We start from the raw sequence: 25,190 nt of genomic DNA on the forward strand, positions 1-25,190 counted from the left end.
CATCTGCTGCGTATCCTATTGTAAAATGTCGTATAAAGAGGATGGCATGTTCGACGAAACCCGAGGCGTACGCAAGAAAATCGCAGTAGTAGGTGCAGGGATCTCAGGTCTATCGGCTGCTTATTATCTTTCCAAAACCAACGATGTGACAGTGTTTGAGGCCGAACCCCGGTTGGGCGGACACGCCCGTACCGTGATGGCCGGCAAGAACGGGGATCAGCCCGTCGATACCGGATTCATTGTATTCAACTATGTTACCTACCCTTATCTGACGCGCCTATTCGATGAGTTGAACGTACCGGTCATCAAGTCCGAGATGAGCTTTGGCGCAACTATCGACAATGGCCGCATCGAATACGGGTTGAACAACCTACGCACGCTGACGGCACAGAAACGCAACCTCGCCCGCCCCGCTTATTACAAGATGATCGCCGATATCCTGCGGTTCAGCAAAGAAGCTCCCGAGGCCGCACAGGACGACGACACAACAATCGGGGAACTGGTCGATCAGCTCCGCCTCGGTTACTGGTTTCGCCATAACTACCTAATGCCCATGTGTGGTGCGATCTGGTCCACGCCGGTCGAGTTCGTGGATCAGTTCCCAGCGCGTTCGCTGGTCCAATTCTTCCGCAACCACGCCCTGCTGGCCAGTGGTCGCGCCAAACAGCACCAGTGGTACACGGTAAAAGGCGGCAGCATCGAATATGTCCGCCGCATCGACGCTGCTCTACGCGCGCGGGGGAGCGAAATACGATTGGCCTCAGCCGTCGATCACATCCAACGCAATGATGCAGGCATAACCGTTCACAGTCAGGGTCAGGCAGATTTGTTTGATGAGATCATTCTGGCCACCCATTCCGATCAATCGCTTGCAATACTCGGTGAGTCAGCCACAGATGCCGAAAAGTCAGCATTAGGGTCTATTAAATACCAACCTAACACCGCCATCCTGCATTGTGACCCAAGCCAGATGCCCCGGCGTCGGGCCTGCTGGTCCAGTTGGACCTATCGCTCTCAGGCGGGAAATGTGGGGGTTACCTATTGGATGAACCGGCTTCAGAACATTCCGGACAGCGATCCGCTGTTCGTGACGCTGAACGCATCATCAGAAATTCCCGCGGACAAAATCTATGATCAGGTCGAATTTGCCCATCCGGTGTTCGACAAGGCGGCCCTGAAAGCACAAGGGCAAATCCGCGAGATGCAGGGACAGAACCACACTTGGTTTGCTGGTGCGTATAACCGGCATGGCTTTCACGAAGACGGGATTGCCAGCGCGATGCATGTTGTCGAGCGCCTGAACGGCACCCCGCATACACTCGGAGCTGACAATGGCTTTCTTGCAAAAGACCCGACCATCCCTGCCCCGGCCGATATTTAACCCTCTTCGCGCGGCATGTCTGTCGCTTGCCCTGCTGACCCCGTCCGGGTTAGTAGCGTCTTCCGGCCTGAACACGCTTGACGACGCGCAGCTGCGCGGCACCGCGACATTCCGGTATCTGGGCTTCCCGCTATACGATGCGCGATTGTTCACCTCAGGTGGCACGGCTTTCAGCTGGTCACAGGATTTCGGGTTGGAACTGAAATATCGCCGCAACCTGACTCAAAAGGCGCTGGTTAACTCGACATTGGACGAGATGGCGCGCATTGGCCGCCCGGCCCCGGTGCGAGATCAGCTTCAAACCTGCTTCAAGGCCGTGAACAAGGGTGATCGCTATCTGGCAGTCTCGGACGGGCCGGACGCTGTCTCGTTCTGGCTGAACGGGCGAAAGACTTGCACGATGACATATCCGGGCATCAAACGCAGCTTCATGTCGGTTTTCCTTGGTGAAAACACCCGATCCGCTGCGTTTACGCAGAAATTGCGCGGGCAGTGATGCTGTACCCGAGGGTCAGTCTCTATGCGCTGATGCTGGCTGCGGCGGGTATCCCGCTTTATATCCACCTGCCGCGCTTTGCCGCCGTCAATTTGGGTGTCGGGTTGGGGGTGATCGGTACCGTTCTGCTGGTGATCCGCATTGTTGATCTGGTGCAGGACCCGCTGATTGGCTGGGCCATCGATCGCTGGCCACAAGCGCAAATGCTGTTCGCTGCTGCGGCTGCGCTAGGGCTGGCAGTTGGGTTTCCCTTACTGTTTGGTCTGCCCGAAGACATCAATCTCCCCGTATTAGTATCTGTTCTGATACTTTTATTTTCCGCCTACAGCCTTGGCACCATCTTGCTCTACGGCCGCAGTGCGACTTTGGCGACAAAACCCGAGGCGAAAGAATTGATGACTCTAGCCGCGTGGCGCGAAGGCGGGCAACTGACCGGAGTGGTCGTCGCCGCCAGCGCCCCTGCTCTGTTCGTGGCTTCTGGGGCGAGCGCGCAGGGCTATCCGGCATTCGGCCTGTTTCTGGGGTTGCTCGCCTTCCTGACCCTGATCCTGACCCTGCCCATGTGGCGGCGCGCGCCAATAACCGGTGAGGGCCTGTCTGTTGCCGGGTTGGGTCAGGCTGGTGCTCTCCGGCTACTTTTGTTGGCGCTGGTCAACAGCTTACCTGTGGCGATTACTTCGACTCTGTTTCTATTCTTTGTCGAAGATCGCCTGCAATTGCCTGGAAAAGCCGGGCCGCTGTTGATCCTGTTTTTCCTCAGTGCAGGGGCTACAGTGCCGTTTTGGGCCAAGCTCAGCAATCGAATTGGCCCGAAACAGACTCTGATCATTGCCATGCCATTGTCGATTGCGGGCTTTATTGGTGCTGCCATGTTGTCGGCTGGAAACCTGACCGGCTTCGCCCTGATCTGCCTAACCTCAGGCGCGGCGCTGGGCGCGGATATGGTGGTGCTGCCTGCCATGTTTTCTGTCGTGCTGACACGCGCGGGGCTCAATGCTTCGGCGGCATTCGGCATTTGGTCCTTTGCAGGCAAGCTGGGCCTCGCTCTTGCTGCTTTTTTCACACTGCCGCTGCTGGAACGCAGTGGGTTCTCACCGGGGCAACCCAATTCGACGGAAGCATTGAGGACTCTCACCCTCGCCTATGCCGTACTGCCCTGCATCCTGAAACTCGGCGCGTTCGGGCTGGTACTGACGCTGCCTACGGAGGCCTCAGCCAAATGACTGTCGTTGCTATCCTTCTTCTTGCCATCCTCGCCCTAGTCATCGCTCAGCGCCAATTTCTGAGTTTCCGGTCGCAAGCGCCATCGGACTACACCGGCACCGGGCCTGCGTTCAACATTAAGGAAAACCTGAACGGAGAGATCCTGTCCGAAGGGCTGATCTATGGCCCCATTGGCAAGATGTCGAACAGCTTTGTTGCCCGAATGGTTGGCGAATGGGAGGGCAATACCGGCACGCTGGCCGAGTATTTCACCTATTCCAACGGCAAGCAGATGACCCGCAAATGGTATCTGACGCTGGGCACCGGCAACACATTCACCGCCACGGCTGATGATATCGTCGGCGAAGGCAAAGGCACCATCTCAGGCTCGACCGTCAAGCTAACCTACCGCATCATCCTGCCCGAGGACGCGGGCGGGTACACATTGGATGTCACCGACTGGATGTACCTGGCTGAAAACGGCGTGATCATGAACCGGTCCGAGATGCGAAAATTCGGCATCAAGGTCGCGGAACTCGTCGCCACTATGCGTCCGGCGCCAGAAGTTAACGCCGCTTATGTCAGCGGTTCAAACGGCTTTGACTCAGCGACCGAGACGAGGACATTGCAATGAACGCCCGCCGTGTTCTGATCTGGGCGCTTGCCATCATGGGGCTGGCCATGTTGGCGGCCTGTTCCGCAAAACCGCGTGTGCCCAAGAGCTTTCTGTCTGACAGGCAACTGAACCTTGAAGAGTTCTTTGAGGGCAGGACTGTTGCCTACGGTCAATTTCAAGACGTGTTGGGGAATATTCCCCGTCGCTTTACCGTCGATATCGAGGGCACATGGGACGGTAAAATCCTGACCCTAGTCGAAGATTTCGTCTATGACGACGGCGCGACCGAGCAACGTATCTGGACCCTGACCAAAACGGGCGAGGATATTTGGACCGGCACCGCGCCCGGCGTTCTGGGTTCTGCCAGCGGGGTCGAGCGTGGTGATACGTTCAACTGGAAATACAAGATCGACCTGCCTGTGAAGGACGGCACGATGCGGGTGAATTTTGATGACTGGATGTGGTTGCTGAGCGATGACCGACTGCTGAACCGTGCCTATGTCTCACGCTATGGCGTCCGGTTGGGTGAAGTTATTCTGTTTTTTGAGAAGCGATGAGAGATACGGCAAAGCAGGGCGATCTCAGTTGCTGGAATAGACAAAAGACAGCTTGCGGCTGACCCCTCCGGGCGGTTTAGGGAAGGGAGACGCCGCACGGACCTGAGCCTTGGCAGCACGCTCGACATCAGGAGTTCCGTTGCTATCCACCACATCGACCCAGGCCAGGGTACCATCCGGATTGATCTCAAAGAACACTTTCGCAAATCCACGCGCGGCCGTGTAAACGATCGGCGCGCGGTTCAGGTGGACCAGAACGCGCCCTGCATAGTTGGTCCGGTCCGAGTTTCCGGGGTTTCGCCCGCCCGAACGCGTGCCACTGTCGCCCGAGGTGAAAGCATCAACGCCCCTGCGCCTATAAGTCGTCAACGGCGACTCGATCTCGCGGGTCGGAAACCGCAAAGCGCTGAAATCCCGCGCCCTGTTCAACGTACCTTGCGGTTCAGGTTGTGGGCGTCGATCCGGCAACTTAGGCCGGATCGAAGATGTCACCGCCTGTTCCGAGCTCTCACTGCTGTCTTCGTTATCCGCCACTTGTTCACTCTCGGCTTCATTCTCAGCGGGAATATCGGCCTCAACTACCTCGCTTTCGGATGGAACGACCGGGACAACTGACGGAACAGGCTCTTCGGCTGGCACGGGCAGCGCGGCTAGTTCCTCAGTCTCGGCTGGTTCGGGCGCAGCAGGGGTTTCATCAACCGGCCCTGTCGCATCGGGGTTGCCTTCGGGCGCCTCAACAACCTCTGCCGTTTCGGTGGGCGGGGTCTCATCCACTTCGTCACTGGCGTTTGCGTCACCATCGGTGGTGTCTTCGGTCTCGGGCGCTTCGGCCTCAACGGGCTCGGGCGCGACCGGTTGCAAGATTTCGGACGTACCTGTATCGGGCGCGAAAGTCTGCTTTGGGTCGTCCGAGGCCACATGCACCTCACTGGTCGGAATCTCCGCCGGTTCCGGTGCCGGTTCGGGCGATTCCTCAGCCGGTGGTTCCGGGGCCGCCTCGGGCTCGGGTTCAACCGGCTCTGCAACGGAGTCGACCAGATCTTCGAAGCTGTTGCTTAGCTCGACCGCATCCGATGTGCCCGTCTGACTGGGTTGTTCGGCCAATCGCGGCGCGGTCAAGCTCAACCCCATCAGGTGCAAGAACAAGGACAGCAGCACGGCCAGAACCGCGATGACGACCGAACCCCGGATCATTCCAGCGCCTTTTCGGTCACGACAAATACCGACTGCGCGCCCATACGGCGCAGCTGTCCGGTTACTTCGATCAGCCGCGCGCCCGACACTTCGCGATCGGGTACGATACGTACCGCCCCCGGCTCTCGCCCGTTCATATAGGTTTCCGGATCCATCGGCGCACCGCGAAAACTGAGTGTACCGTCCTGATGCAACACCAATGCGTCGGGCGGCTCGCGCCCATCCAACTCGGACGTGTCGACCAAATTCAGATCGGGGTCCAATGGCGCGGCTACTGTGCCGGCGATCAGAAAGAAGATCAGCATCAGGAACACGACATTGATCAGTGCAATGGTCGAGTCGCGTTTGCGGCGAGGGCGGCTGGCACGGATCATTCCAGCACCAATACGCTGAGACCCTCACGCCCCCGCAGCAACACCAGCAGATCTACCAATCGCTGCGCTGTTGTATCAGGATCAAGGGTGATCAACACCTGTCCGGTTTTCACCTGTTCTGCCAGTTCCTCCAGCGTGATCGCCGCGCCATTCAAAACCAAACGATCCGCCCCCAACTGAACAAAGGAGCGATCTTGCGAAGCGTCCGAAGGTGCGCCTCCGGATGTGGCGTTACTCAGCTCGATCTCACCGTATTTCGAGAAGGTCGAGGTCAGCATGAAAAACAGCAACAGCAGAAAGATCACGTCGATGAGCGGTGTCATCGCCAGTGGTCGTCTGACAAAGGGTGCCCGATTACGCATGTCCGGGCGTGGCCGCCATGGTCTGTGCATCCTCGGCCAAAGGTATCGCCTGCCCCGGCATAAGAACCGTGCGCAGCGCCTTGTCGGCGAACACGCGTTCACGCGCCGTGCGGCTTTCGAACCAAGACAACACCATCGAGGTCGGCATCGCCACGGCCAGACCCACAGCCGTGGTCACAAGCGCCACCCAAATGCCGCCCGCCAGTAACGATGGATCAACCGACGACCCGGCCGATTGCAGGCTGCGGAACGCTTCGATCATACCCAGAACGGTGCCGAACAGCCCCAGCAGAGGTGCCAGCTGCGCCACAGTATCCAACAGGCGGAACCCTCGTTCGAGCCCGGCCAGCGCCAATCCGGCTTCGGCGTCCAATCGTTGATCCAGACCGGGCGCATCCGGCGCGTCCATTGCCACACCCACCAGTGGCGCGAGATAGCTATGACTTTTCGCCAACCGTGCGCGGGCCTCCTGTTTGTTACCCGCATCCCAGGCCTCTAACGCCTGTGATAGCACCCGGTGCCGTCCGACACCTGAAACGGCGAACTGCCAGAGCTTGTACAGCGCCACAGCCAGTGTCACCACGGACATGGCGATCAGGATGGCCACGACCGGCCCGCCAAGGGCCAAGATCTCACGGAGTGCATCAAGAAAACTCATCCCAAAAGCTCCACTTCTGTCCGGCTGCGCAGGGTTGGTGTCTGATCGCATATATTGCTTTCGGACCCGTCGACAATACAGCTGCTCACACCATTGATCAGAACACGCCCCAAGTTGTCACAAGTGATGTTTCGGACATCGAATTGACGCACCCGAGGGCGTCCGGCGGGCAATTCCCGAAACCCGAAGAGGGTAAGGCGTTCGAATACGCCAGAGGCATCGAAAATCACCACCTGATAGCTGGCAGAGTCAATCGACGCTTGGGTTTCGTTTTCAACCAGAAAGGTCAGCCGACAGGCGCCTTCGACGTCCTGAACCGCGTTTAACTCGACCATCAATCCGGGCTCAGCCTCGTTTGCAGACTGAGCCTGAGCCGAGATAGGCAACGCACAGAGGATGGCGACAATGACCGAATGGTGAAACTTCATGATTGCGCTCCTATTTGCCATCTACAGACTTCCCAAGTGCCAATACTTGGAAGCAGAACTTAAATTTTCAGTGGTGCTCACTCTATAGTGAGGTAACAGCCCTCGGGAGATGTCCAGACCACTCTCTTCGCCACTTCGTCTAAATAGAAAACTATCAGATGCCTTTCGGAACCGACGTCTCTAATTTCAAAAAAATCGCATCTGGCTGGGCGGATGGTTGCCTTTTCGGTTTCTTTGGGAGGCCCAAGAATCTCTAGAACTTCAGCCCTCGTCATACCGGCAGAAACAGGCTTTTCAGGTATCGATATGGGCTCGGCTAATGCGACGATACCTAAACTAGATTCTATTTGTGCCTGAGAACTCTCACCGTGGCATCCTGCCATTGCAATCAACGCAGGTAGAAGCAAAAGCACATTTATTGCTCTAGTATCAGCCAACTCTTTGCTCCCAGTTGTTCAAGGCAGACGGGGCTCTGACTACGTCATCCTGTCTTATCCAAGACCGTTACGCCGCGAAAGAGTTGCCGACATCATTGTGATAAAGGGCGATCTTCAGCCCGTTCAACCCTGCCACCTATGCGACGGGACCCTCAATCTGTGATCGACTTGCGCCGACCAAGCACCTTGAACCCCAAAAGGGATCTCTCTTTACCGGCCCATGCACAGGCCGGTAGATCAGGCGCGTTTTTCGCCGATAGTTGTCACACCCAGAACCGATAGCACCTTGGCTTCGATCTGTTCGGCATTCATGCCTGCAACCGCGTACATATCCGCAGGGCTCGCCTGATCGATAAAGATATCCGGCAGCACCATCGAACGGTATTTCAATCCGTGATCGAATACACCCTCATCCGCCAAAAGCTGCGCCACATGGCTGCCGAAACCGCCAACGGCTCCTTCTTCAATCGTGATCAAGGCTTCGTGGTTGGCAGCCAGATCAAGGATCAATTCGCGATCCAGAGGTTTGGCAAAGCGGGCATCGGCGATTGTTGGGGTAATTCCTCTTGCCGAGAGGACCTCGGCTGCCTTTTGAACCTCGGCCAGACGGGTACCGAAGGAAAGCAACGCCACACGCGCCCCTTTCTGGATCATACGGCCCTTGCCAATCTCCAACACTTCGCCGCGCTCGGGCAGTTCGACACCCACGCCCTCACCACGCGGGTAACGGAAGGCGATAGGGCCGTCATCATGAGCAGCGGCAGTGGCGACCATGTGCATCAGCTCCGCCTCATCCGCTGCGGCCATGACGGTCATGCCCGGCAAGTTGGCGAGATAGGCAATATCAAACGACCCCGCATGTGTCGCGCCATCCGCGCCCACCAGGCCAGCGCGGTCGATGGCAAAACGCACAGGCAGGCGTTGAATGGCCACGTCATGTACCACTTGGTCATAGCCACGCTGCAAAAAGGTCGAATACATCGCGCAGAAGGGCTTCATTCCCCCCGCAGCCAGCGCAGCCGCAAAAGTCACGCCATGCTGTTCGGCAATAGCCACGTCGAAACAACGAGACGGATAGCGCTCGGCAAACAGGTTCAGCCCGGTGCCATCCGGCATTGCCGCAGTAACGGCGACAATCTTGTCATCCCGCCCGGCCTCATCCACCAACGCCTTGCCAAAGACCGATGTATACGAAGGCGCGTTTGAGGGGGCTTTTTTCTGCTCACCCGTTACCACATCGAATTTGGCGGTGGCGTGGCCCTTGTCGCGGGCCTGCTCAGCGGGGGCATAGCCCTTGCCCTTTTTCGTCAGCACATGGATCAGGATTGGCCCGGTTGCCCGCGCCTTGACCGTGCGCAGCACAGGCAGCAGCTGATCCATATCGTGTCCGTCGATCGGACCGATATAGGAAAAACCCAACTCTTCGAACAGTGTGCCCCCAACGGCCATGCCTTTCAGCATTTCCTTGGCGCGCTTTGCACCTTCGCGGAAGGGTTCCGGCAACAACGAAACTGCGCCCTTGGCAGCGGCTTTCAGGTCGTGGAATGGAGCCTCGGTATAAATTCGCGACAGATAGCTGGACAGAGCGCCGACGGGCGGGGCGATGCTCATCTCATTGTCGTTCAGGATCACGATCAGGCGTTTCCGCAGGTGACCTGCATTGTTCATCGCCTCAAAGGCCATACCCGCGGACATCGAGCCATCGCCAATTACCGCAATCGCATCGCCTAGACCTTCGGGTGTGACGCCGCCTAAATCGCGGGCCACGGCAAATCCCAGCGCCGCGCTGATCGAGGTTGAGCTATGGGCCGCGCCAAACGGGTCATAGGGGCTTTCGCTGCGTTTGGTGAACCCGCTGAGGCCGTCCTTCATCCGCAGGGTACGGATGCGGTCGCGGCGTTCAGTCAGGATTTTATGCGGGTAGCACTGATGCCCCACGTCCCAAATGATCTTGTCGCGAGGTGTATCGAACACGGCATGCAGCGCGGTGGTCAGCTCGACCACGCCCAGACCCGCGCCTAGATGCCCACCGGTTACCGACACGGCCGAGATCGTTTCGGCCCGCAATTCCTGCGCCACCTGATGCAACTGGGTATCCGAGAACTGCTTGAGATCCGCAGGGCGGTTCACAAGGTCCAGCAAGGGCGTTTTCGGACGATCAGACATTTGGCGTTCCTGGCTTATCTGTCCCGGGCAATAACGAAGCGGGCGGCGTCCTTCAAGGTTTCAGCCGAGGGTCCGTACCCATCCAGTGCGGTGCAGGCCTGATCAATCAGCTCTGCAGCACGGTCCTTTGCCGCGTCCAGCCCCAATAGCGATACAAATGTAGCCTTACCGGCCTGAGCATCCTTTTGTAGACGTTTACCGGCCTTTTCCGCATCACCTTCTACGTCCAAGATGTCGTCAGCGATCTGAAAGGCAAGCCCTAAGGCTTGGGCATATTGGCGCAACGGCTCGGGGTCCACCTGCGCCAGCCGCGCTCCCGCGCAGGCGGACCATTCGATAAGGGCGCCGGTCTTTCCCGCTTGAAGGTGCGTAATCTCGTTCAATGTCAGTGGAACTGCCGCCGTTTCCGCCGCAATGTCCAAGGCCTGACCCAGCACCATGCCCTGTGCTCCGCTGGCCTTAGCTAATGTTAGAGCCAATTCAGCGCGAATCTCTGCCGTCCCAACCTCAGCCCGAACGCACAATTCAAACGCTAGCGTTTGAAGTGCGTCCCCAGCCAGAACAGCGGTGCCTTGATCCCATTTCACATGCACGGTCGGACGCCCGCGACGCAGATCATCGTCATCCATGCAGGGCAGATCATCATGCACCAATGAATAAGCGTGCAGCGCCTCGATTCCCACAGCAGGCCAGATTGCCCGATCTTCGCCCACACCGTGCAGGCGCGCGCTTTCCAACACCAGAAACCCGCGCAACCGCTTGCCGCCTTCGGTGGCATAGGCCATCGCACGGGTCACATCCAGATCGTCCAACGCCCCCAGAACCAGATCGAAATGGCCCTGAATCCGCGCCGCATCCTGCGCCAGCTTTCCGCGAAACATTTACTGACCTTCGACAGGCGTCGTCCCGGTCGGATCACCGTCCGCATTCAATGTGATGGCGTGGACCTTTTCCTCGGCCCGTTTCAGCTCATCCTCACAGCGCTTTTTCAACGCTGCCCCGCGTTCGTACAACGCGATGGACTGGTCCAGCGCCACGTCGCCGCGTTCCAGCTGGCCGACCACGGCCTCAAGCTCTTTCATCGCCTGTTCGAATGTCATCTGATCAACGGGAGTATCGGTCATCGGGCTGCCTTCATCAATTCTTCCACATGGGCGCGTGTGGCCTCGGCCAGTGCGTTCAGATCATACCCGCCTTCCAGAGTCGAGACGATACGTCCTTCGCATAGCTCATCGGCGATCTTGCACAGCTCGGCGGTGACCCAGGCGAAATCGCCAGTGGACCAGTTCAGATTGGCCAGCGGATCGTCCTGATGCGCATCAAAGCCGGCTGAAATGATGATCAGTTCCGGCTTGAAGGTACGCAAACGCGGGAAAGCCTGCGCTTCATAAGCCGCGCGCATCTCGGCGCCACCAGTGCCGGGCGCCAGAGGGATGTTCAAAACAGTCTCATACGCGCCGGTCTCATCCGGACGCCCCGATCCAGGCCACAAAGGCATCTGCTGACTGGTGATCACCAGCGCGCGCTTCTCGTTCCACAGCAAATCCTGCGTGCCATTGCCATGATGCACGTCGAAATCAACGACGGCAACCCGGCTCAGCCCATGGTGATCCAGCGCGTGTTTCGCCGCAAGCGCCGCATTCCCGAACAAGCAGAACCCCATAGCAGTGTCTGTTTCCGCATGATGCCCCGGCGGACGGATGGCACAAAACGCGTTCGGGGCCTCTCCGCCAAGCACCATATCCACCGCCCGCACCACGGCTCCGGCGGCGCGATAGGCCGCATCGACCGAGCCCGGAGAAATGAACGTATCCCCGTCGATCTGGGCGAACCCGTCTGCCGGGCGCGTTTTTCGAATATCCCGGATGTAGCTCTCTGGATGCACCCGCAACAGATCATCATCCGCTGCCAAGGGTGCCGTGACACGGTTCAGGTCCAATGACTCCAACGCGTGCAGAATATGCTCCAGCCGCGCCACCCGTTCCGGATGTCCGCCCGGTGTCACATGCCCAAGGCAATCCGCATGAGTCAAAAGGGCGGTTTTCATCACGATCCCCTGTTCATCTGGCCAAAAATATCCTCGCCGAAGGCATAAAAACGCCGCGCAGCGGCTGAAATCAATCCGGCGCCAACATATACCCTGCACCGCGCACCGTCTGCAAATAGCGCGGCTGCTTCGGATCCTGCTCGATCTTGCGGCGCAGACGCGTGATCTGCACGTCCACCGCGCGTTCCTGCGCCTGCCCCTTGTCGCGACCCAGATCTTCGACCAGCTTGGCTCGGCTGATAGGCTCGCCCGGCTGGGCCGAGAAAATTTTCATCAACTGGCTCTCGGTGGCTGTCAGACGAACGGGTTCTTCGCCCTGCCACATCTCTCCACGTTCCACGTCATAGCGGATCGGTCCAAGATTCAAAATCTTGGTTGCTGTATCCTGCACTGGCGTTTCCGGCATGCGCCGCAGAATTGCGTTGATCCGCAGCAACAGCTCCTTTGGCTCAAACGGTTTGGCCAAATAGTCATCCGCACCCGCCTCAAGCCCGGCAATCCGGTGTTCGGTCTCGCCCCGCGCGGTCAACAGCAGGATCGGGGTCGAATGGGTTTCGCGCAGTGTTCTGGTCAGGCTCACGCCATCTTCGCCCGGCATCATCACGTCCAGAACGATCATGTCGAAGTCCAGTCCCGACAACACCCGGCGGGCATGGGCCGCATCACGGGCCGCCGTGACCAGAAATCCGTTCCGCATCAGGAACTTCTTGAGCAGGTCACGAATACGCTCATCGTCGTCAACAATCAGCAGATGGGCATCCATATCGCTCATGAGGTAGTATCCCGCAGTTTCGTATAGGCATGACGCATATCAGTATCCATCATCGCTTCAAGCACTTTACGAAATCCAGACACGGCCTCGGGGCCCGCATCCTTGTAAGCTGCGCGCATGCGCACGCGCTGGGCTTCGGACAGTTTCGCCTCCAGCGCCTTACCTTTGTCGGTCAAAAACAAGTGACGTTCACGCTTGTCTACGGTGCCAACACGGCTTTCAACCAGACCATCTTCGATCAAAGTCCGCAGCACTCGGTTCAGCGATTGTTTCGTCACCCCGAGAATGGCCAGCAGATTGTTTACCGTCGTCCCCGGTGCACGGTTTATGAAATGAACGGCGCGATGATGCGCTCGGCCATAGGCCAACTGTGCCAGAATTCGATCGGGATCGGCAGTAAAGCCCCGATAGGCAAAAAACATCGCCTCGATCCCCTGCCTCAGCTGTTCGTCAGTCAAAAACAAAAGGCTTTCGCCGCCAAAGACTTGAGCGGGACGCGTATCCGACATGGCATGCCTCATTCATTACTCAGTGTCGACTTTATGTCAGTGTTATTGACATTCCAAGAGTGGACAGGTATCGATCCGCAGTTTCTGTGCCATTTATGTCCGCTTCGGACTTAGGTGGTTCAACCATCGAAAAATTCAACCCAGTTCAGGAGGATTCGCATGGCGGGGTATGATGATCGTGACGGCGTGATCTGGATGGATGGAAAGTTGGTGCCCTGGCGCGACGCCAATGTGCACATCCTGACCCATGCGATGCACTATGCATCCTCGGTCTTTGAGGGCGAGCGCGCATATAACGGCAAGGTCTTCAAAAGCCGCGAACATTCCGAACGTCTGATCGCCTCGGCCAAGGCACTGGACATGCCCATGTCCTATTCGGTCGACGATATCGAGGCAGCCAAGGAAGAAACGCTGAAAGCCAGCGGCCTGCAGGACGCCTATATCCGAGTGCTGGTGTGGCGCGGATCCGGCGAAGACATGGGCGTGGCTTCCGCCCGGAACCCGGTACGGATGGCCGTAGCCGTCTGGCCGTGGGGTGCCTATTACGGTGACGCCAAGATGCAGGGCGCCAAGCTGGATATCGCGGAATGGAAACGCCCCAGCCCGGAAACCATCCCGGTCCACGCCAAAGCGGCGGGCCTTTACATGATCTGCACCATTTCCAAGCATAAGGCCGAGGCCAAGGGTTGCTCGGACGCGCTGTTCATGGATTGGCGCGGCTATGTGGCCGAGGCAACAGGGGCCAATGTGTTTTTCGTCAAGGATGGTGAGGTGCACACCCCGCTGGCGGATTGCTTCCTGAACGGCATCACCCGCCAGACGGTGATCCAGATGCTGAAAGACAAGGGCATTACCGTCCACGAACGCCGCATCAAGCCCGAAGAGATGGCTGGTTTCGAACAATGCTGGCTGACCGGTACCGCAGCCGAAGTAACGCCAGTAGGTCAAATCGGTGATTACACGTTCGAGGTTGGCGACCTAACCCGTGAGATTGCTGCCGATTACGAGGCACTGGTGCGCGCCTGATCTTCCAAATCAGGTCAAAATTTTGAAATCCCCGCCTTTTGGCGGGGTTTTTCTTTGCCTGAAGTTCAAGTTTTTGTGCAGATCGTTCAGCTGGCTGGACGAATGCGTAGTCGGGTGTAGGTTACCCTCATGTTGGACCTGCTCAGCGATATCCTCACCCGCCTGTCCCTAAGGGGGACATTCTATTTCCGCACTTCCTTTACCCCGCCCTTCGGTATTCAGGTTCCGGCCTTTCAAAACGTGGCCCGATTTCATTTCGTTCAACGCGGAGAACTAAAGGTTTACGTCTCTAACACAGGGGATACATTGCGTCTGAAGCAAGGTGACCTGATCCTGATCCCGCACGGGTCAGCCCATGCGCTGCTGTGCAACGAGGTCAAACCGCTCGATGCATTGCCATTGGAACAGGTTCTGGACGAGGCCGGATACCAGGGCGACGGCGTGCTGGTCTATGGCGGCGAAGATAAAAGCCGCGACACGCAGCTGATCTGTGGTCATTTCTCGTTCACCGCTCCGCCGGGGCGACAGGGTACCGGGCATATGCTGATCGACCGGCTGCCACCCTACATCCTGATTGAAAGCTACGGCGAAGAGGCTGGGGCCTGGATCGAAGCCACCCTTCGCATGATCGGCTCCGAGATCAGCGGCGCTCGGATCGGTGGCGATCTGATCGCCCTGAAACTGTCCGAAGTGCTGTTCGCACAAGCCATTCGCGCACATCTGGAACATCAAAGCCCAACCGATTCCGCCCTTTCGGGATTTGCTGATCCCCGAATCTCGCGCGCGTTGACCGCCTTTCATCAGGCCCCCGCGCAAGAATGGAGCGTCGAGTCGCTGGCGCGTGAATCCGGAATGTCCCGCACTGCCTTTGCACAGCTGTTCGCAGAGAAAATGGGGACCACGCCCATGCAGTACCTGACCGACTGGCGCATGCAGATCGCCTGCCACGGCTTGACCGAGAACCGTTGGAACGTAGCGGATGCGGCGGCTGAGGTCGGTTATGCCTCTGAGGCTGCGTTTTCCCGCGTATTTAAAAAACAGATCGGCCTGTCACCGGCAGCTTACCGGTCGATGCACTGATCCGATCCACTTCTGAACGATCTGCAATTTTTCAAGGACGATCCAGAATTAAACGTCCGGGCGCTCTTGCCTAGTTTGGGGTCAGACCAAACAAGGAAAGGATATTTCAATGTCTGTTCGTTTTGTTACCCGAACCGTACACGCCTATTTAGACTACCCGGTCGCCTTCGCACTGATGGGGCTGCCTTTCGTCTTGGGGCTGGGGCAATCAAACCCGATGGCCTTGTGGCTGTCAGTTGTAACCGGAGCGGCGGCCTTTGTACTGACCGTGCTAACCGATCACCATCTGGGGATTTGGCGGGTGCTGCCTTACAGGTTTCATCTGGCTGTCGATTTGCTGGTCGGCGTCGTTTTTCTGGCCGCGCCCAGCCTGTTTGGGTTCTCGGGCTTGGACGCAATATTCTACTGGCTGAACGGGGCGGCAGTGGTCGCGGTCATCTCGCTCAGCACGCCGGAAGAGGGTGTGACCACCTGAGCGGCTTATTCTCAGATTGCATTGTCCCATCATGGGGCTGCTAGGAATCGTGAACCGCTTGTCTAACGGACAAGCGGTTCATTGCGACCTCCAAAAGTATTCCCGATTGAGTAAAATCGTCTTTTTGGCACGGTTTAGACTCTAGTATTAGAAATCCACCCCGCGCTGAGCCTTGATGCCAGCCTGAAACGGGTGTTTCTCCTCGGTCATTTCTGTGACCAGATCAGCATAGTCACGCAGCGCCTGCGGCGCGTCACGACCAGTCAGGAAAACGCTGGTCTTGTCCGACCTTGCCTTCAGCCCATCAATCACCTGATCGACCGAGAGATATTCGTAACGCAGGGCGATGTTGATCTCGTCCAGAACCACCAGATCATACTCACCACTGGCCATCAGCACGCAGGCTTTGTCAAAGGCGGCGTTGGCGGCGGCGATATCACGCTCTTTGTCCTGAGTGTCCCAGGTGAATCCCTCACCCATCGTGTGCCAAGTGACCAGATCGCGTTCTTCGAAAAATCGCCGCTCACCAGTTTTCCACTTGCCCTTGATGAACTGCACCACGGCAACCTTCTGACCCCAGCCCAGCGCACGGATCACCACACCAAACGCGGCCGAGGACTTGCCCTTGCCCTTACCGGTGTTGATCAGCACCAGCCCGCGGCCGGGATCAACTGCTTCTGAGACTTTCTTGCGGTGCTGGGCTTGCACCTTCTGCATCTTTTCCTTGTGATCCTGTGCGTCGCTCATGGGGAACCCTCAATTTGTGTCGGGCACACCCTAGGGGAAGTTCGGCAAAGGTAAAGGTCAGGCTTTGGGATCGGTAGCGGCGCGGGCCTTGCCGCGTTCCAGACCCAACTGATGCTCGCGCCAGATCACCACGATATTGCCCGCAATCACCAGCGCTGCACCAGCCAGCATAACCATCGTGGGCAATTCACTGAACCAGACATAGCCGATGACGATGGCAAACAGCATCGACGTATAATCGTAAGGTGCCAGCATCGACGCTTGTCCAAAGCGATAAGAAGACGTCACCAGAATCTGTGCCACACCACCGATCAGACCAGCTAGGATCAACAGGGCTGCTTGATCCCATGTAGGCACTACCCAGCCCCAGAAGACAGTCAGCCCGGACAGGAACGTCGCAGTCATCGAGAAATAAAACACGATGGCCGCTGGGTGATCGACCTGTACCAATTGGCGGATGTGAATTTGCACAAAGGCGCGGGCGATGGTCGCCCCCAGAATGCACAGAGCACCAATAGTGGCAGCAGTCTCTAAATCGTTACCGCCCAACCGGGGCCAGATCATGACCAGAACACCCAACAGGCCGATGGCGACGGCGGCGATTCGAATCTTGCGAATACGTTCACCCAGCATGAGCGCAGCCAGAATTAGCGTGAAAATCGGGGTGGCATAGCCAATCGCTGTAGCCTCGGGCAGAGGGATCAGGCCAAGGCCCGTGAACGTCAGCCCCATTGCCGTGGTGCCCAGAACGCCGCGCCAGAAATGGCCCATGGGTTTTCGCGCGACAAAACCCTGCGCCAGTTCTCCACGTGCGATTAGCCAGATGACGATAACCGGAATGGCAAACAGAGACCGAAAGAACACCATTTCGCCCGGTGGAAACGTGTCCGACAGGGCCTTGACCAAGGCTGACATGGCGGTGAACAGAAACACCGCGCTCAGTTTCAGAGCGACAGCCAGAAGCGGTCGATGCGATGTTAACGATTCAGCCATGCGCGCGACCCTGCGCTCTTAGTTCGGAAAGATCAACGTCAGCCAGGAACCCAGTCTGGTGGAAGTACGCTACCGATTTCTTCCGAGAATTCTTCAAGAAAGCGGATCATGCGCTGCACACGTACCTGTGCGACAGCCCTGCCGCCTTCGGTCAGCATGTCAGATGGCAGCGCCAACAGCTTCACCTTCCAATGGTCGAGAGAATAAGTCAGATCGTCCAACGGGCGCTTGGCTGCAAATGGGTCTGCCGGATCATAAAGCGACCGGCCCAAAGCGCCAGAGACGGAAAAATTCCGCGCAATGCCAATCGCGCCCAGCGCGTCCAGACGATCTGCGTCGCGCAAAATGCACGCTTCGGGTGATACCGGCGTAATATTGGCAGAGAAGCTGTGCGCCTCGATCGCATGCTGAATTGCAAGAATTTGAGCCGGATCATAGCCGAGTTTCCCCAGAATAGGCTCTGATTCCTCAGCGGACCGACGTGATGCCAGATGGCGGTCGGGGGCGTCTTTGGACAGATTCACCAGATCGTGCAGATAGCTGGCGGCTAACAGGACAGGCATATCAGTCTGCTCGTCCGCGATGGCCTGCGCGTTCACCCAGACGCGGTCCAGATGGGCCAGATCATGCGCCGGATCAGTCTCCATCCGCTGCGCGACGACTGCGCGCAGGCGCGTGCGCAGATCAGCCGATCCGTCCACGGTTCTCTCCGATCTGTCCGCGATGCAGCAGCAGGTGGTCAAGGATCACGCAGGCCATCATTGCCTCACCCACCGGCACCGCGCGGATGCCGACGCAGGGGTCGTGGCGGCCCTTGGTGATGATCTCGGTTTCCTCACCGGATTTGGTGATGGTCTTGCGGGTGGTCAGGATCGACGAGGTTGGTTTCACCGCAAAGCGCACAACAAGGTCCTGCCCGGTCGAGATACCGCCCAAAATGCCGCCTGCGTGGTTCGAGCTGTATTGCGGGCCGTTCTGGCCCATGAAAATCTCATCGGCATTGGCCTCGCCGGTCAGTTCAGCTGCGGCCATGCCTTCGCCGATCTCAACGCCTTTGACAGCGTTGATCGACATCATCGCGGCGGCCAGATCAGTGTCTAACTTGGCGTAAACGGGCGCTCCGATCCCGGAGGGGACACCGCGCGCGACCACTTCGACCACCGCACCAACCGAGTTGCCGGACTTGCGAAGGTCGTCAAGGTAGGTCGCCCAATCCTCAGCCGCCTGAGCATCGGGCGTCCAGAACGGATTCTGCTCAATCTGTGACCAGTCGAAATTGTCCCGGTCGATCTTGTGCGGTCCGATCTGGGTCATATAGCCGGTGATCTGCACATTCGGCGCGATCTGCTTGATGGCTTCGCGCGCCAACCCACCTGCGGCCACACGCGACGCAGTTTCGCGGGCTGAACTGCGCCCGCCACCGCGATAGTCGCGGATACCGTATTTCTGCCAATAGGTGATATCGGCATGTCCCGGACGGAACTTGTCCATGATGTCGCCGTAATCTTTTGAGCGCTGATCGGTGTTTTCGATCATCAGTTGAACAGGCGTGCCGGTAGTCTGACCTTCGAAGACGCCGGACAGAATCTTCACTTGATCGGGCTCGCGCCGTTGCGTGGTGAACTTGTTCTGCCCCGGTTTGCGCTTGTCCAGCCAGTGCTGGATCATGCTCTCGTCGATTGCAACGCCAGGTGGGCAACCGTCCACAGTCGCGCCCAAAGCGGGCCCGTGGCTTTCGCCCCAGGTGGTGACGCGGAAGAGGTGTCCAAAGCTGTTCATCGACATGGGGCGTGCTCCTTTGCGCGTCGTGATTAGCGGGCAAGGGCCGCGGCCTCAAGCGGATTTGCTGTTGAGAGCGGGTTGCACTGCCCGATGGGCAGCGCGTTTGAGTATTTCTGAAAAGCTGAAGATCAGGCCGCTTTCGCGATTTCGGCACGGGTTTTCGTGATCTTGAGCGCGGCCTGCGCAGCCTCGCGGCCTTTTTCAACGAAATGCGCGCTATAGATGGCATTGTGGTGGTCGGTTTCCTGATATTGGTGCGGGGTCAAGGAGATAGACAGGACAGGAACACCAGTATCCATGCCTACGCGCATCAGCCCGTCAACCACAGCCTGTGCCACGAAATCGTGCCGGTAGATGCCGCCATCCACCACAAAGGCGGCGCAGGCGACGGCGGCATACTGGCCGGTTTGGGCTAGGTCACGCGCCAGCAAGGGCATCTCGAACGCGCCTGGAACGTCAAAGACATCGACCTGCTCTGCGGGGATGAGGTCCAGAAACCCATCCAGTGCGCGGTCAACGATATCGGAATGCCAGTTGGCTTTGATAAAAGCAAAGCGGGTGTGTGTCATCATGATCTCCTTTCGGTTTGGTGGCCTGCTGGCGGTCGCGAAAACCGGTTCCCACTTTTCGCTGCCAGCCTGGCATGACACGTCACCCAAGGCGATCACGAGCAGACGCACCGTATCACCGGCACGCTGCACGTTCTCTTTCATCCGGACTGTAACCGTCGGCTCTGGCCTCTCACCAAATCTGCTGACACCCTTTGGTGGTTCCACAATTTGTCCGAAAACCGGTTCCCACTTTTCGGATCGTGGACACTGCGAGGCCGCTCGCGGGCTTACGGGTCATTGCCCGCATACCGCCGGTGGGGAATTTCGCCCCGCCCTGAGAACGAAGCGAACCTTGCCAAGCCATACGCAGTTACGCAAGGGGTGTCGCCACCCAAGAATTGAAGGTTTCGATTCAGGCCCTGTAATGTAAGGTCGGCGCAAGCAGGGAGATCGCGAATGAAACTCTATCACAGTCCGACGTCACCTTATGTGCGCAAGGTCATGGTGTTGCTGCACGAAACCGAACAGTTGCAAGATGTTGAGCTTGAGACGGTCGCAAATACACCGGTTTCACCCGCTGCGCCCTTGCTGAGCAAAGCGCCGCTGACCAAGGTTCCGGCGTTAGAGCGCCCGGACGGCCCTACCTTGTTTGACAGCCGAGTGATTTGCGCCTTTCTGGACACGCGCGCAAAGGCCGGGCTCTATCCTGAAGGTGCCACACGCTGGGACGTTCTGACGCTCGAGGCATTGGCCGACGGTATCCTGGATGCCGCGTTGTTGATGACCTACGAAGTCCGCCTGCGCCCCGAGGACAAGAAATGGGACGACTGGTGCGAAGCACAATGGGTCAAGATCGAACGTGCCTGCGCGGCGCTAAACCAGCGCTGGATGGCACATTTGTCGGGCTCACTGGACATGGGGCAGATCGCCGTAGCTTGCGCGCTGGGCTATCTAGACCTTCGCCACGATGCGCGCGGCTGGCGCAAGGGAAACGACGCGCTTGCTGCTTGGTATGCCGAGTTCAGCAAGCGCCCCAGCATGGCTGCCACACGCCCGCCGAGTTAAAAATGACGCCCCGCGCCTTGAGCGAGGGGCAAGGCGCTTATGCTCATTGGGCATTGAAGGTGGCGAGATAGGCGGCGATATCCTCGGCGCCTTTTTTCAGCTTTACGCTCATGTTCGGGCGGGCCGTCTCATCATTCAGATATTCCCGAATGAAACCGATAGGATCTTGGGAATAGGCAGCGATGTTGTCTTCGGTCCAGATTAAACCTTCGTCACCTGCGCGGATCATGTCGTCAGTGAACATGCCTATGGGCAGACGCTCGCTACCAAAGCGGTAATCACTCTCAGATCCGGCAACACGCCCCACAACTCCGTAAAGATTCGGTCCAGTGATGCCTCCTTTGACCAAAAACTCTCCATCTTTGATGATCGCATGGCAAGAGGAGCAACGATTAAAGAGTTTTTCGCCTTTCGCCGGGTCACCGGCCGCTGCGGCTTGAGACGCAAGGGTCAGAACAAGGATCAATGTGGGGGCGATAAGCTTTGACATGGGAGACGTCCTGCTGAGGTTCGAAATTTACCGCGCCTTCGTGGATTCCCGTAAAAAGTGCAATCGAAATCGAGCACATGTAAGCCGTTATAAAATATCTATTTTTAACTCAGTTTTTATCCAGCCACACATTCCAGAAAAGTGGGAAATTGCGTGGCAAAATCTGGTCAGAATCTTGCCCGCCATCTGCTCTTCGAAAGGATTTGGGACGCCCCAACCACAACCTTCCGTTAGGCGATTTTCTAGCCCGAATCACATAGACCCCGAATCCAGGGCGTAGGGCGGGTTTCTTCACTTAAACCCGCTTGCATCTTGAAAAAATGCCGCCTCGTTGTGACATGAATGCCCAGATGCGGCGTAGTGCGCGCCTATGACCGCTGGACGAACCGATTTCTCCCCGCTAGATAGCCGCGATGAGACGCCGTATTTGATGCGGTGCTGATGCATGTTTGCCCGCAACCGCGGGCGCCGGAATCGGAGAAAACCTCGTGTCCCACGCAGAAGACAACGAAGGCACCCGCAGAGATTTCCTCTACTACGTCGCTGGCGGCGCAGGTGTCGTTGCGACGGGTGCAGCCGTATGGCCCCTGATCAACCAAATGAATCCCTCGGCAGACGTTCAGGCGCTGTCCTCGATCCGCGTGGATGTGAGCGGCGTTGAGCCGGGTACGCAGCTGACCGTGAAATGGCTGGGTAAACCCGTGTTCATCCGTCACCGCACTGGTGCCGAGATTCAGGAAGCGCAAGCGCAGGACGCCGAAGGCGTTGGCGCATTGCCCGACCCGCTGGCGCGTAACTTCAACCAGCCAGCGGATGCACCTGCGACCGATGCCAACCGCGTGATGCCCTCGCCCGAAGGCGAAGCACCGGGTGCTTGGCTGGTTCAGATGGGCGTGTGTACCCACCTGGGTTGTGTGCCTCTGGGTGATGCTGGTGACTTTGGCGGCTGGTTCTGCCCCTGCCACGGCTCGCACTACGACCTTGCCGGTCGTATCCGCAAAGGCCCCGCGCCTGAAAACCTGCCTGTCCCGCCTGCGGAATGGGTGGACAACAGCACAATCAGACTCGGCTAAGGGAGACCTAACTTATGTCCGGAATTCCCCACGATCATTACGAGCCGAAGACAAACGGCGAGAAGTGGCTGAACAGCCGCCTGCCCATCGTCGGCCTGCTGTATGACACCCTGATGATTCCCACCCCGAAGAACCTGAACTGGTGGTGGATCTGGGGCATCGTCCTGGCGTTCTGCCTGGCGCTGCAAATCGTCACCGGTATTGTTCTGGTGATGCACTACACCCCGCATGTTGATCTGGCCTTTGCCAGCATCGAACACATCATGCGCAACGTGAATGGCGGCTATATGCTGCGCTACCTGCACATGAACGGCGCGTCGCTGTTCTTTGTTGCGGTCTATATCCACATCTTCCGTGGCCTGTTCTATGGCTCCTACAAAGCTCCGCGTGAAATCACGTGGATCATCGGGATGCTGATTTACCTGATGATGATGGGCACCGCCTTCATGGGCTACGTTCTGCCCTGGGGTCAGATGTCCTTCTGGGGTGCGACCGTGATCACCGGCCTGTTTGGCGCGATCCCGTTTGTGGGTGAAGCAATTCAGACCTGGCTTCTGGGCGGACCCGCGGTGGACAACGCCACGCTGAACCGCTTCTTCTCGCTGCACTACCTGCTGCCGTTCGTAATTGCGGCGCTGGTGATCGTGCATATCTGGGCCTTCCACACCACGGGCAACAACAACCCCACAGGTGTTGAAGTACGTCGCGGTTCGAAAGCCGAAGCAGAAAAAGACACCCTGCCCTTCTGGCCCTACTTCGTGATCAAGGACCTGTTCGCGCTGGCCGTGATCCTGGTCGTGTTCTGGGCCATCGTCGGTTTCATGCCGAACTATCTGGGTCACCCGGACAACTACATCGAGGCCAACCCGCTGGTCACGCCTGCACACATCGTTCCCGAATGGTACTTCCTGCCGTTCTACGCGATCCTGCGCGCGTTCACCGGTGAGGTCTGGGTCGTTCAGTTCGCCAGCTTCATCACCGGCGGCATCATCGACGCCAAGTTCTTTGGTGTGATCGCGATGTTCGGTGCGATCTTGGCCATGGCTCTGGCGCCCTGGCTGGACACGTCGACCGTGCGTTCGGGCAAGTACCGTCCGATGTTCAAATGGTGGTTCTACCTGCTGATCATCGACTTCTTTGCCCTGATGTGGCTGGGTGCGATGCCCGCGGAAGAGCCCTATGCGACCTTCTCGCTGATCGCGTCCGCCTACTGGTTCGCCTATTTCTTCGTGATCCTGCCGATCCTCGGCGTGATCGAGAAACCTCTGGCCCAGCCCGAGACCATCGAAGAAGACTTCAACGCGCATTATGGCAAGGCTGACGCCGACGCCACGCCGGCCGAGTAAGAAGAGGGACCGGAAACATGTTCAAGAAACTTGCAATCGGTGCCGCGTTTGCTCTGGCTCTTACCCCTGCTGCGTCCTTCGCGGCAGGTGGCGGCGAGCAGCATATCGAGGATTTCCACTTCTCGTTCGAAGGGCCTTTTGGCACCTGGGATCAAAACCAGCTGCAGCGCGGTCTTCAGATCTATACCGAGGTTTGCGCAGCCTGCCACGGCCTGCAATATGTGCCTCTGCGTGATCTCGAAGCGCTGGGGTATTCGGAAGAAGAAGTCATCGCCTACGCTGCGGGCAACTTCGAAGTGTTCGACCCCGAGCTGGACGATTTTCGCCCGGCGATCCCAACCGATCACTTCCCGGCCAATAACGGTGTTGGCGCACCGGACCTCAGCCTGATGGCTAAGGCCCGTGCCGGCTTCCACGGCCCTTACGGTCTGGGTATCAACCAGCTGTTTAAAGGCATGGGTGGCGCGGAATACATCGCCTCGCTGCTGGACGGCTATACCGGTGAGGAAAAGGAAGAGGCAGGCGCCGTTCTCTATGAGAACAAAGCCTTCCCCGGCGGCTGGATTTCGATGGCACCGCCGCTGTCCGACGATCAGGTGGAATTTGCCGATGGTCACCCGGCCACGGTTGAGGCCATGTCCGAAGACATCGCCGCCTTCCTGATGTGGACCGCTGAACCGAAGATGATGGAGCGCAAGTACTCCGGCTTCGTTGGCGTTATCTTTCTGTCGGTGCTGTCGGTGCTGCTGTACCTGGTCAACAAGCGCCTGTGGGCCGCTGTGAAGGGCAAAAAGACTGTCTGATCGGACTTCCACAAGGATTTAGAAAGGCCCGGCGCACGACGCCGGGCCTTTTTTGTTTGCAACCATTCGGGTGCTATACTCGACCCGTCCCCTTTTGTTTCGGGGCAGTGCATTTTTACCGGATATCATTTGGGAGAACGGATTATGGACACGCAGCGCAACGTCGAAAAGATGCGCAAGGCTTTCAAGGAATGGAATGACTGCAAAGCCTCTGATGTCGGTATGTGGAAAAAGTACACAACCGAAGATTTGTGCATGCGCTCGCTGGGCAGGGGGCAATACGGGCTGGATTTCAGCTGCGGACGCGATGGTCGGGCCGAAATGCAGGAATATCTGGAAGACCTGACCAAGGCGTTCGAAATGCAGCATTGGACGCTGAAAGATACCATTGCCCAGGACGACAGGGTAGTAGGTATTGGCGTTTGTGCCTGGACGCATAAAGGCACCGGCAAAACAGTGGAGACGCCAATCGTTATCATATGCCGATTCCGCGATGGGCTTGTCTGCGAATATGAAGAATTCTACGACACTGCTGCGGTATCTGCCGTGACCAGCTAAG

The 25,190-nt window shown here is 58.0% G+C and carries 31 protein-coding genes and 1 riboswitch; of the genes, 13 read left to right on the forward strand and 18 right to left on the reverse strand.

All coding sequences use genetic code 11. The features are described from left to right. Window positions 1–46 precede the first annotated feature (46 nt). Genes GOW93_RS05710 through GOW93_RS05730 form a run of 5 tightly spaced genes read left to right on the forward strand, consistent with a single transcriptional unit; the run spans window position 47 to window position 4,253 of the window. Window positions 47–1,381: an NAD(P)/FAD-dependent oxidoreductase gene (locus GOW93_RS05710; RefSeq protein ID WP_170382161.1), complete on the forward strand. Its 1,335-nt coding sequence runs from the start codon at window positions 47–49 to the stop codon at window positions 1,379–1,381. After that, a complete protein-coding gene (locus GOW93_RS05715; RefSeq protein WP_170382162.1) occupies window positions 1,332–1,877 on the forward strand; it encodes a hypothetical protein in 546 nt (181 codons plus the stop codon). The genes GOW93_RS05710 and GOW93_RS05715 overlap by 50 nt, the downstream gene beginning before the upstream one ends. Beyond that, window positions 1,877–3,100 carry an MFS transporter gene (locus GOW93_RS05720; RefSeq protein ID WP_170382163.1) on the forward strand — a complete coding sequence of 408 codons (1,224 nt, stop codon included), beginning with the start codon at window positions 1,877–1,879 and terminating at the stop codon, window positions 3,098–3,100. The genes GOW93_RS05715 and GOW93_RS05720 overlap by 1 nt, the downstream gene beginning before the upstream one ends. After that, complete coding sequence (locus GOW93_RS05725; RefSeq protein WP_170382164.1) at window positions 3,097–3,714, forward strand: DUF3833 domain-containing protein; 618 nt, start codon at window positions 3,097–3,099, stop codon at window positions 3,712–3,714. Before GOW93_RS05720 ends, GOW93_RS05725 begins: the two co-directional genes overlap by 4 nt. Continuing rightward, the gene (locus GOW93_RS05730) at window positions 3,711–4,253 is read left to right on the forward strand and encodes a DUF3833 domain-containing protein (protein WP_170382165.1); all 543 of its coding nucleotides are present in this window, start codon (window positions 3,711–3,713) and stop codon (window positions 4,251–4,253) included. The genes GOW93_RS05725 and GOW93_RS05730 overlap by 4 nt, the downstream gene beginning before the upstream one ends. A 24-nt stretch (window positions 4,254–4,277) precedes the next feature. Here GOW93_RS05730 and GOW93_RS05735 read toward each other — a convergent pair whose 3' ends face one another. From GOW93_RS05735 to GOW93_RS05790, 12 genes are all read right to left on the reverse strand, one after another. After that, complete coding sequence (locus tag GOW93_RS05735; RefSeq protein ID WP_170382166.1) at window positions 4,278–5,447, reverse strand: energy transducer TonB family protein; 1,170 nt, start codon at window positions 5,445–5,447, stop codon at window positions 4,278–4,280. Continuing rightward, on the reverse strand, window positions 5,444–5,821 hold the full coding sequence (locus GOW93_RS05740) for an ExbD/TolR family protein (RefSeq protein WP_170382167.1): 378 nt from the start codon (window positions 5,819–5,821) through the stop codon (window positions 5,444–5,446). Before GOW93_RS05740 ends, GOW93_RS05735 begins: the two co-directional genes overlap by 4 nt. After that, window positions 5,818–6,144, reverse strand: a complete 327-nt coding sequence (locus tag GOW93_RS05745) for a biopolymer transporter ExbD (protein ID WP_170382168.1) — start codon at window positions 6,142–6,144, stop codon at window positions 5,818–5,820. The genes GOW93_RS05740 and GOW93_RS05745 overlap by 4 nt, the downstream gene beginning before the upstream one ends. Before the next feature lie 31 nt (window positions 6,145–6,175). Beyond that, a complete protein-coding gene (locus tag GOW93_RS05750; RefSeq protein WP_170382169.1) occupies window positions 6,176–6,841 on the reverse strand; it encodes a MotA/TolQ/ExbB proton channel family protein in 666 nt (221 codons plus the stop codon). Beyond that, window positions 6,838–7,269 (reverse strand): hypothetical protein, encoded by a 432-nt coding sequence (locus tag GOW93_RS05755; RefSeq protein ID WP_170382170.1) that lies wholly within the window; start codon window positions 7,267–7,269, stop codon window positions 6,838–6,840. Before GOW93_RS05755 ends, GOW93_RS05750 begins: the two co-directional genes overlap by 4 nt. A gap of 77 nt (window positions 7,270–7,346) precedes the next feature. Then, the gene (locus GOW93_RS05760; RefSeq protein ID WP_170382171.1) at window positions 7,347–7,706 is read right to left on the reverse strand and encodes a hypothetical protein; all 360 of its coding nucleotides are present in this window, start codon (window positions 7,704–7,706) and stop codon (window positions 7,347–7,349) included. A 237-nt stretch (window positions 7,707–7,943) separates the two neighbouring features. After that, a complete protein-coding gene (dxs, locus tag GOW93_RS05765) occupies window positions 7,944–9,872 on the reverse strand; it encodes a 1-deoxy-D-xylulose-5-phosphate synthase (protein ID WP_170382172.1) in 1,929 nt (642 codons plus the stop codon). Between the two features lie 14 nt (window positions 9,873–9,886). Further along, entirely contained in the window at window positions 9,887–10,753 is an 867-nt protein-coding gene (locus GOW93_RS05770) for a polyprenyl synthetase family protein (protein WP_170382173.1), read from the reverse strand. Then, window positions 10,754–10,996 (reverse strand): exodeoxyribonuclease VII small subunit, encoded by a 243-nt coding sequence (locus tag GOW93_RS05775; RefSeq protein ID WP_170382174.1) that lies wholly within the window; start codon window positions 10,994–10,996, stop codon window positions 10,754–10,756. Continuing rightward, the gene (locus GOW93_RS05780) at window positions 10,993–11,919 is read right to left on the reverse strand and encodes a histone deacetylase family protein (RefSeq protein WP_170382175.1); all 927 of its coding nucleotides are present in this window, start codon (window positions 11,917–11,919) and stop codon (window positions 10,993–10,995) included. The genes GOW93_RS05775 and GOW93_RS05780 overlap by 4 nt, the downstream gene beginning before the upstream one ends. Window positions 11,920–11,989: 70 nt before the next feature. Further along, window positions 11,990–12,691: a response regulator gene (locus GOW93_RS05785; protein ID WP_170382176.1), complete on the reverse strand. Its 702-nt coding sequence runs from the start codon at window positions 12,689–12,691 to the stop codon at window positions 11,990–11,992. After that, window positions 12,688–13,200, reverse strand: coding sequence for a MarR family winged helix-turn-helix transcriptional regulator (locus GOW93_RS05790; RefSeq protein ID WP_170382177.1), 513 nt, complete (start codon window positions 13,198–13,200; stop codon window positions 12,688–12,690). Before GOW93_RS05790 ends, GOW93_RS05785 begins: the two co-directional genes overlap by 4 nt. Before the next feature lie 159 nt (window positions 13,201–13,359). Here GOW93_RS05790 and GOW93_RS05795 point away from each other — a divergent pair, with 159 nt between their 5' ends. From GOW93_RS05795 to GOW93_RS05805, 3 genes are all read left to right on the forward strand, one after another. Then, window positions 13,360–14,226, forward strand: a complete 867-nt coding sequence (locus tag GOW93_RS05795; RefSeq protein WP_170382178.1) for a branched-chain amino acid aminotransferase — start codon at window positions 13,360–13,362, stop codon at window positions 14,224–14,226. Window positions 14,227–14,355: 129 nt separating this feature from the next. Continuing rightward, entirely contained in the window at window positions 14,356–15,306 is a 951-nt protein-coding gene (locus GOW93_RS05800; RefSeq protein WP_170382179.1) for an AraC family transcriptional regulator, read from the forward strand. A gap of 109 nt (window positions 15,307–15,415) precedes the next feature. Continuing rightward, on the forward strand, window positions 15,416–15,781 hold the full coding sequence (locus tag GOW93_RS05805; RefSeq protein WP_170382180.1) for an SPW repeat domain-containing protein: 366 nt from the start codon (window positions 15,416–15,418) through the stop codon (window positions 15,779–15,781). A 147-nt stretch (window positions 15,782–15,928) separates the two neighbouring features. Here the strand turns inward: GOW93_RS05805 and cobO are convergent, their stop codons facing one another. From cobO to GOW93_RS05830, 5 genes are all read right to left on the reverse strand, one after another. Next, entirely contained in the window at window positions 15,929–16,528 is a 600-nt protein-coding gene (gene cobO, locus GOW93_RS05810) for a cob(I)yrinic acid a,c-diamide adenosyltransferase (RefSeq protein WP_170382181.1), read from the reverse strand. Between the two features lie 57 nt (window positions 16,529–16,585). Beyond that, complete coding sequence (locus tag GOW93_RS05815) at window positions 16,586–17,521, reverse strand: DMT family transporter (protein ID WP_170382182.1); 936 nt, start codon at window positions 17,519–17,521, stop codon at window positions 16,586–16,588. A gap of 38 nt (window positions 17,522–17,559) precedes the next feature. Then, window positions 17,560–18,222, reverse strand: a complete 663-nt coding sequence (locus GOW93_RS05820; protein ID WP_170382183.1) for an HD domain-containing protein — start codon at window positions 18,220–18,222, stop codon at window positions 17,560–17,562. Continuing rightward, the gene (gene aroC / locus GOW93_RS05825) at window positions 18,206–19,306 is read right to left on the reverse strand and encodes a chorismate synthase (protein ID WP_170382184.1); all 1,101 of its coding nucleotides are present in this window, start codon (window positions 19,304–19,306) and stop codon (window positions 18,206–18,208) included. Before aroC ends, GOW93_RS05820 begins: the two co-directional genes overlap by 17 nt. Window positions 19,307–19,431: 125 nt before the next feature. Next, complete coding sequence (locus GOW93_RS05830) at window positions 19,432–19,875, reverse strand: 6,7-dimethyl-8-ribityllumazine synthase (protein WP_302477000.1); 444 nt, start codon at window positions 19,873–19,875, stop codon at window positions 19,432–19,434. 125 nt (window positions 19,876–20,000) lie between these two features. Further along, window positions 20,001–20,200: riboswitch (FMN riboswitch) on the reverse strand. 110 nt (window positions 20,201–20,310) lie between these two features. Between GOW93_RS05830 and GOW93_RS05835 the strand changes: the two genes are divergently transcribed. Continuing rightward, window positions 20,311–20,919, forward strand: coding sequence for a glutathione S-transferase (locus GOW93_RS05835; protein ID WP_170382186.1), 609 nt, complete (start codon window positions 20,311–20,313; stop codon window positions 20,917–20,919). 43 nt (window positions 20,920–20,962) lie between these two features. On the opposite strand, the gene GOW93_RS05840 is transcribed toward GOW93_RS05835, so the two are convergent. Beyond that, a complete protein-coding gene (locus GOW93_RS05840) occupies window positions 20,963–21,409 on the reverse strand; it encodes a c-type cytochrome (protein ID WP_170382187.1) in 447 nt (148 codons plus the stop codon). A 488-nt stretch (window positions 21,410–21,897) separates the two neighbouring features. Between GOW93_RS05840 and petA the strand changes: the two genes are divergently transcribed. The 4 genes from petA (at window position 21,898) to GOW93_RS05860 (ending at window position 25,189) form a co-directional block, all read left to right on the forward strand. Beyond that, window positions 21,898–22,482 carry a ubiquinol-cytochrome c reductase iron-sulfur subunit gene (petA, locus tag GOW93_RS05845; protein ID WP_170382188.1) on the forward strand — a complete coding sequence of 195 codons (585 nt, stop codon included), beginning with the start codon at window positions 21,898–21,900 and terminating at the stop codon, window positions 22,480–22,482. 14 nt (window positions 22,483–22,496) lie between these two features. Beyond that, window positions 22,497–23,828, forward strand: a complete 1,332-nt coding sequence (gene petB, locus GOW93_RS05850; protein ID WP_170382189.1) for a cytochrome b — start codon at window positions 22,497–22,499, stop codon at window positions 23,826–23,828. Between the two features lie 17 nt (window positions 23,829–23,845). After that, window positions 23,846–24,631: a cytochrome c1 gene (locus GOW93_RS05855; protein WP_170382190.1), complete on the forward strand. Its 786-nt coding sequence runs from the start codon at window positions 23,846–23,848 to the stop codon at window positions 24,629–24,631. A gap of 144 nt (window positions 24,632–24,775) precedes the next feature. Beyond that, window positions 24,776–25,189 carry a nuclear transport factor 2 family protein gene (locus tag GOW93_RS05860; protein WP_170382191.1) on the forward strand — a complete coding sequence of 138 codons (414 nt, stop codon included), beginning with the start codon at window positions 24,776–24,778 and terminating at the stop codon, window positions 25,187–25,189. Window position 25,190 lies beyond the last annotated feature (1 nt).

The organism is Ruegeria atlantica, assembly GCF_013032455.1.
GTDB lineage: Bacteria > Pseudomonadota > Alphaproteobacteria > Rhodobacterales > Rhodobacteraceae > Ruegeria > Ruegeria atlantica_B.

Bases quoted from the DNA above. Each gene is read 5' to 3' on its own strand.
- GOW93_RS05795 (WP_170382178.1), top strand. From the start codon at position 13,360: ATGGCGGGGTATGATGATCGTGACGGCGTGATCTGGATGGATGGAAAG.
- aroC (WP_170382184.1), bottom strand. From the start codon at position 19,306: ATGTCGATGAACAGCTTTGGACACCTCTTCCGCGTCACCACCTGGGGC.
- GOW93_RS05740 (WP_170382167.1), bottom strand. From the start codon at position 5,821: ATGATCCGTGCCAGCCGCCCTCGCCGCAAACGCGACTCGACCATTGCA.
- GOW93_RS05745 (WP_170382168.1), bottom strand. From the start codon at position 6,144: ATGACACCGCTCATCGACGTGATCTTTCTGCTGTTGCTGTTTTTCATG.
- GOW93_RS05720 (WP_170382163.1), top strand. From the start codon at position 1,877: ATGCTGTACCCGAGGGTCAGTCTCTATGCGCTGATGCTGGCTGCGGCG.
- GOW93_RS05815 (WP_170382182.1), bottom strand. From the start codon at position 17,521: ATGGCTGAATCGTTAACATCGCATCGACCGCTTCTGGCTGTCGCTCTG.
- GOW93_RS05715 (WP_170382162.1), top strand. From the start codon at position 1,332: ATGGCTTTCTTGCAAAAGACCCGACCATCCCTGCCCCGGCCGATATTT.
- GOW93_RS05750 (WP_170382169.1), bottom strand. From the start codon at position 6,841: ATGAGTTTTCTTGATGCACTCCGTGAGATCTTGGCCCTTGGCGGGCCG.
- GOW93_RS05735 (WP_170382166.1), bottom strand. From the start codon at position 5,447: ATGATCCGGGGTTCGGTCGTCATCGCGGTTCTGGCCGTGCTGCTGTCC.
- GOW93_RS05835 (WP_170382186.1), top strand. From the start codon at position 20,311: ATGAAACTCTATCACAGTCCGACGTCACCTTATGTGCGCAAGGTCATG.
- GOW93_RS05800 (WP_170382179.1), top strand. From the start codon at position 14,356: ATGTTGGACCTGCTCAGCGATATCCTCACCCGCCTGTCCCTAAGGGGG.
- GOW93_RS05710 (WP_170382161.1), top strand. From the start codon at position 47: ATGTTCGACGAAACCCGAGGCGTACGCAAGAAAATCGCAGTAGTAGGT.
- dxs (WP_170382172.1), bottom strand. From the start codon at position 9,872: ATGTCTGATCGTCCGAAAACGCCCTTGCTGGACCTTGTGAACCGCCCT.
- GOW93_RS05780 (WP_170382175.1), bottom strand. From the start codon at position 11,919: ATGAAAACCGCCCTTTTGACTCATGCGGATTGCCTTGGGCATGTGACA.
- GOW93_RS05790 (WP_170382177.1), bottom strand. From the start codon at position 13,200: ATGTCGGATACGCGTCCCGCTCAAGTCTTTGGCGGCGAAAGCCTTTTG.
- GOW93_RS05770 (WP_170382173.1), bottom strand. From the start codon at position 10,753: ATGTTTCGCGGAAAGCTGGCGCAGGATGCGGCGCGGATTCAGGGCCAT.
- GOW93_RS05755 (WP_170382170.1), bottom strand. From the start codon at position 7,269: ATGAAGTTTCACCATTCGGTCATTGTCGCCATCCTCTGTGCGTTGCCT.
- GOW93_RS05785 (WP_170382176.1), bottom strand. From the start codon at position 12,691: ATGAGCGATATGGATGCCCATCTGCTGATTGTTGACGACGATGAGCGT.
- GOW93_RS05805 (WP_170382180.1), top strand. From the start codon at position 15,416: ATGTCTGTTCGTTTTGTTACCCGAACCGTACACGCCTATTTAGACTAC.
- GOW93_RS05830 (WP_302477000.1), bottom strand. From the start codon at position 19,875: ATGATGACACACACCCGCTTTGCTTTTATCAAAGCCAACTGGCATTCC.
- cobO (WP_170382181.1), bottom strand. From the start codon at position 16,528: ATGAGCGACGCACAGGATCACAAGGAAAAGATGCAGAAGGTGCAAGCC.
- GOW93_RS05860 (WP_170382191.1), top strand. From the start codon at position 24,776: ATGGACACGCAGCGCAACGTCGAAAAGATGCGCAAGGCTTTCAAGGAA.
- GOW93_RS05775 (WP_170382174.1), bottom strand. From the start codon at position 10,996: ATGACCGATACTCCCGTTGATCAGATGACATTCGAACAGGCGATGAAA.
- GOW93_RS05840 (WP_170382187.1), bottom strand. From the start codon at position 21,409: ATGTCAAAGCTTATCGCCCCCACATTGATCCTTGTTCTGACCCTTGCG.
- GOW93_RS05855 (WP_170382190.1), top strand. From the start codon at position 23,846: ATGTTCAAGAAACTTGCAATCGGTGCCGCGTTTGCTCTGGCTCTTACC.
- GOW93_RS05725 (WP_170382164.1), top strand. From the start codon at position 3,097: ATGACTGTCGTTGCTATCCTTCTTCTTGCCATCCTCGCCCTAGTCATC.
- petB (WP_170382189.1), top strand. From the start codon at position 22,497: ATGTCCGGAATTCCCCACGATCATTACGAGCCGAAGACAAACGGCGAG.
- GOW93_RS05730 (WP_170382165.1), top strand. From the start codon at position 3,711: ATGAACGCCCGCCGTGTTCTGATCTGGGCGCTTGCCATCATGGGGCTG.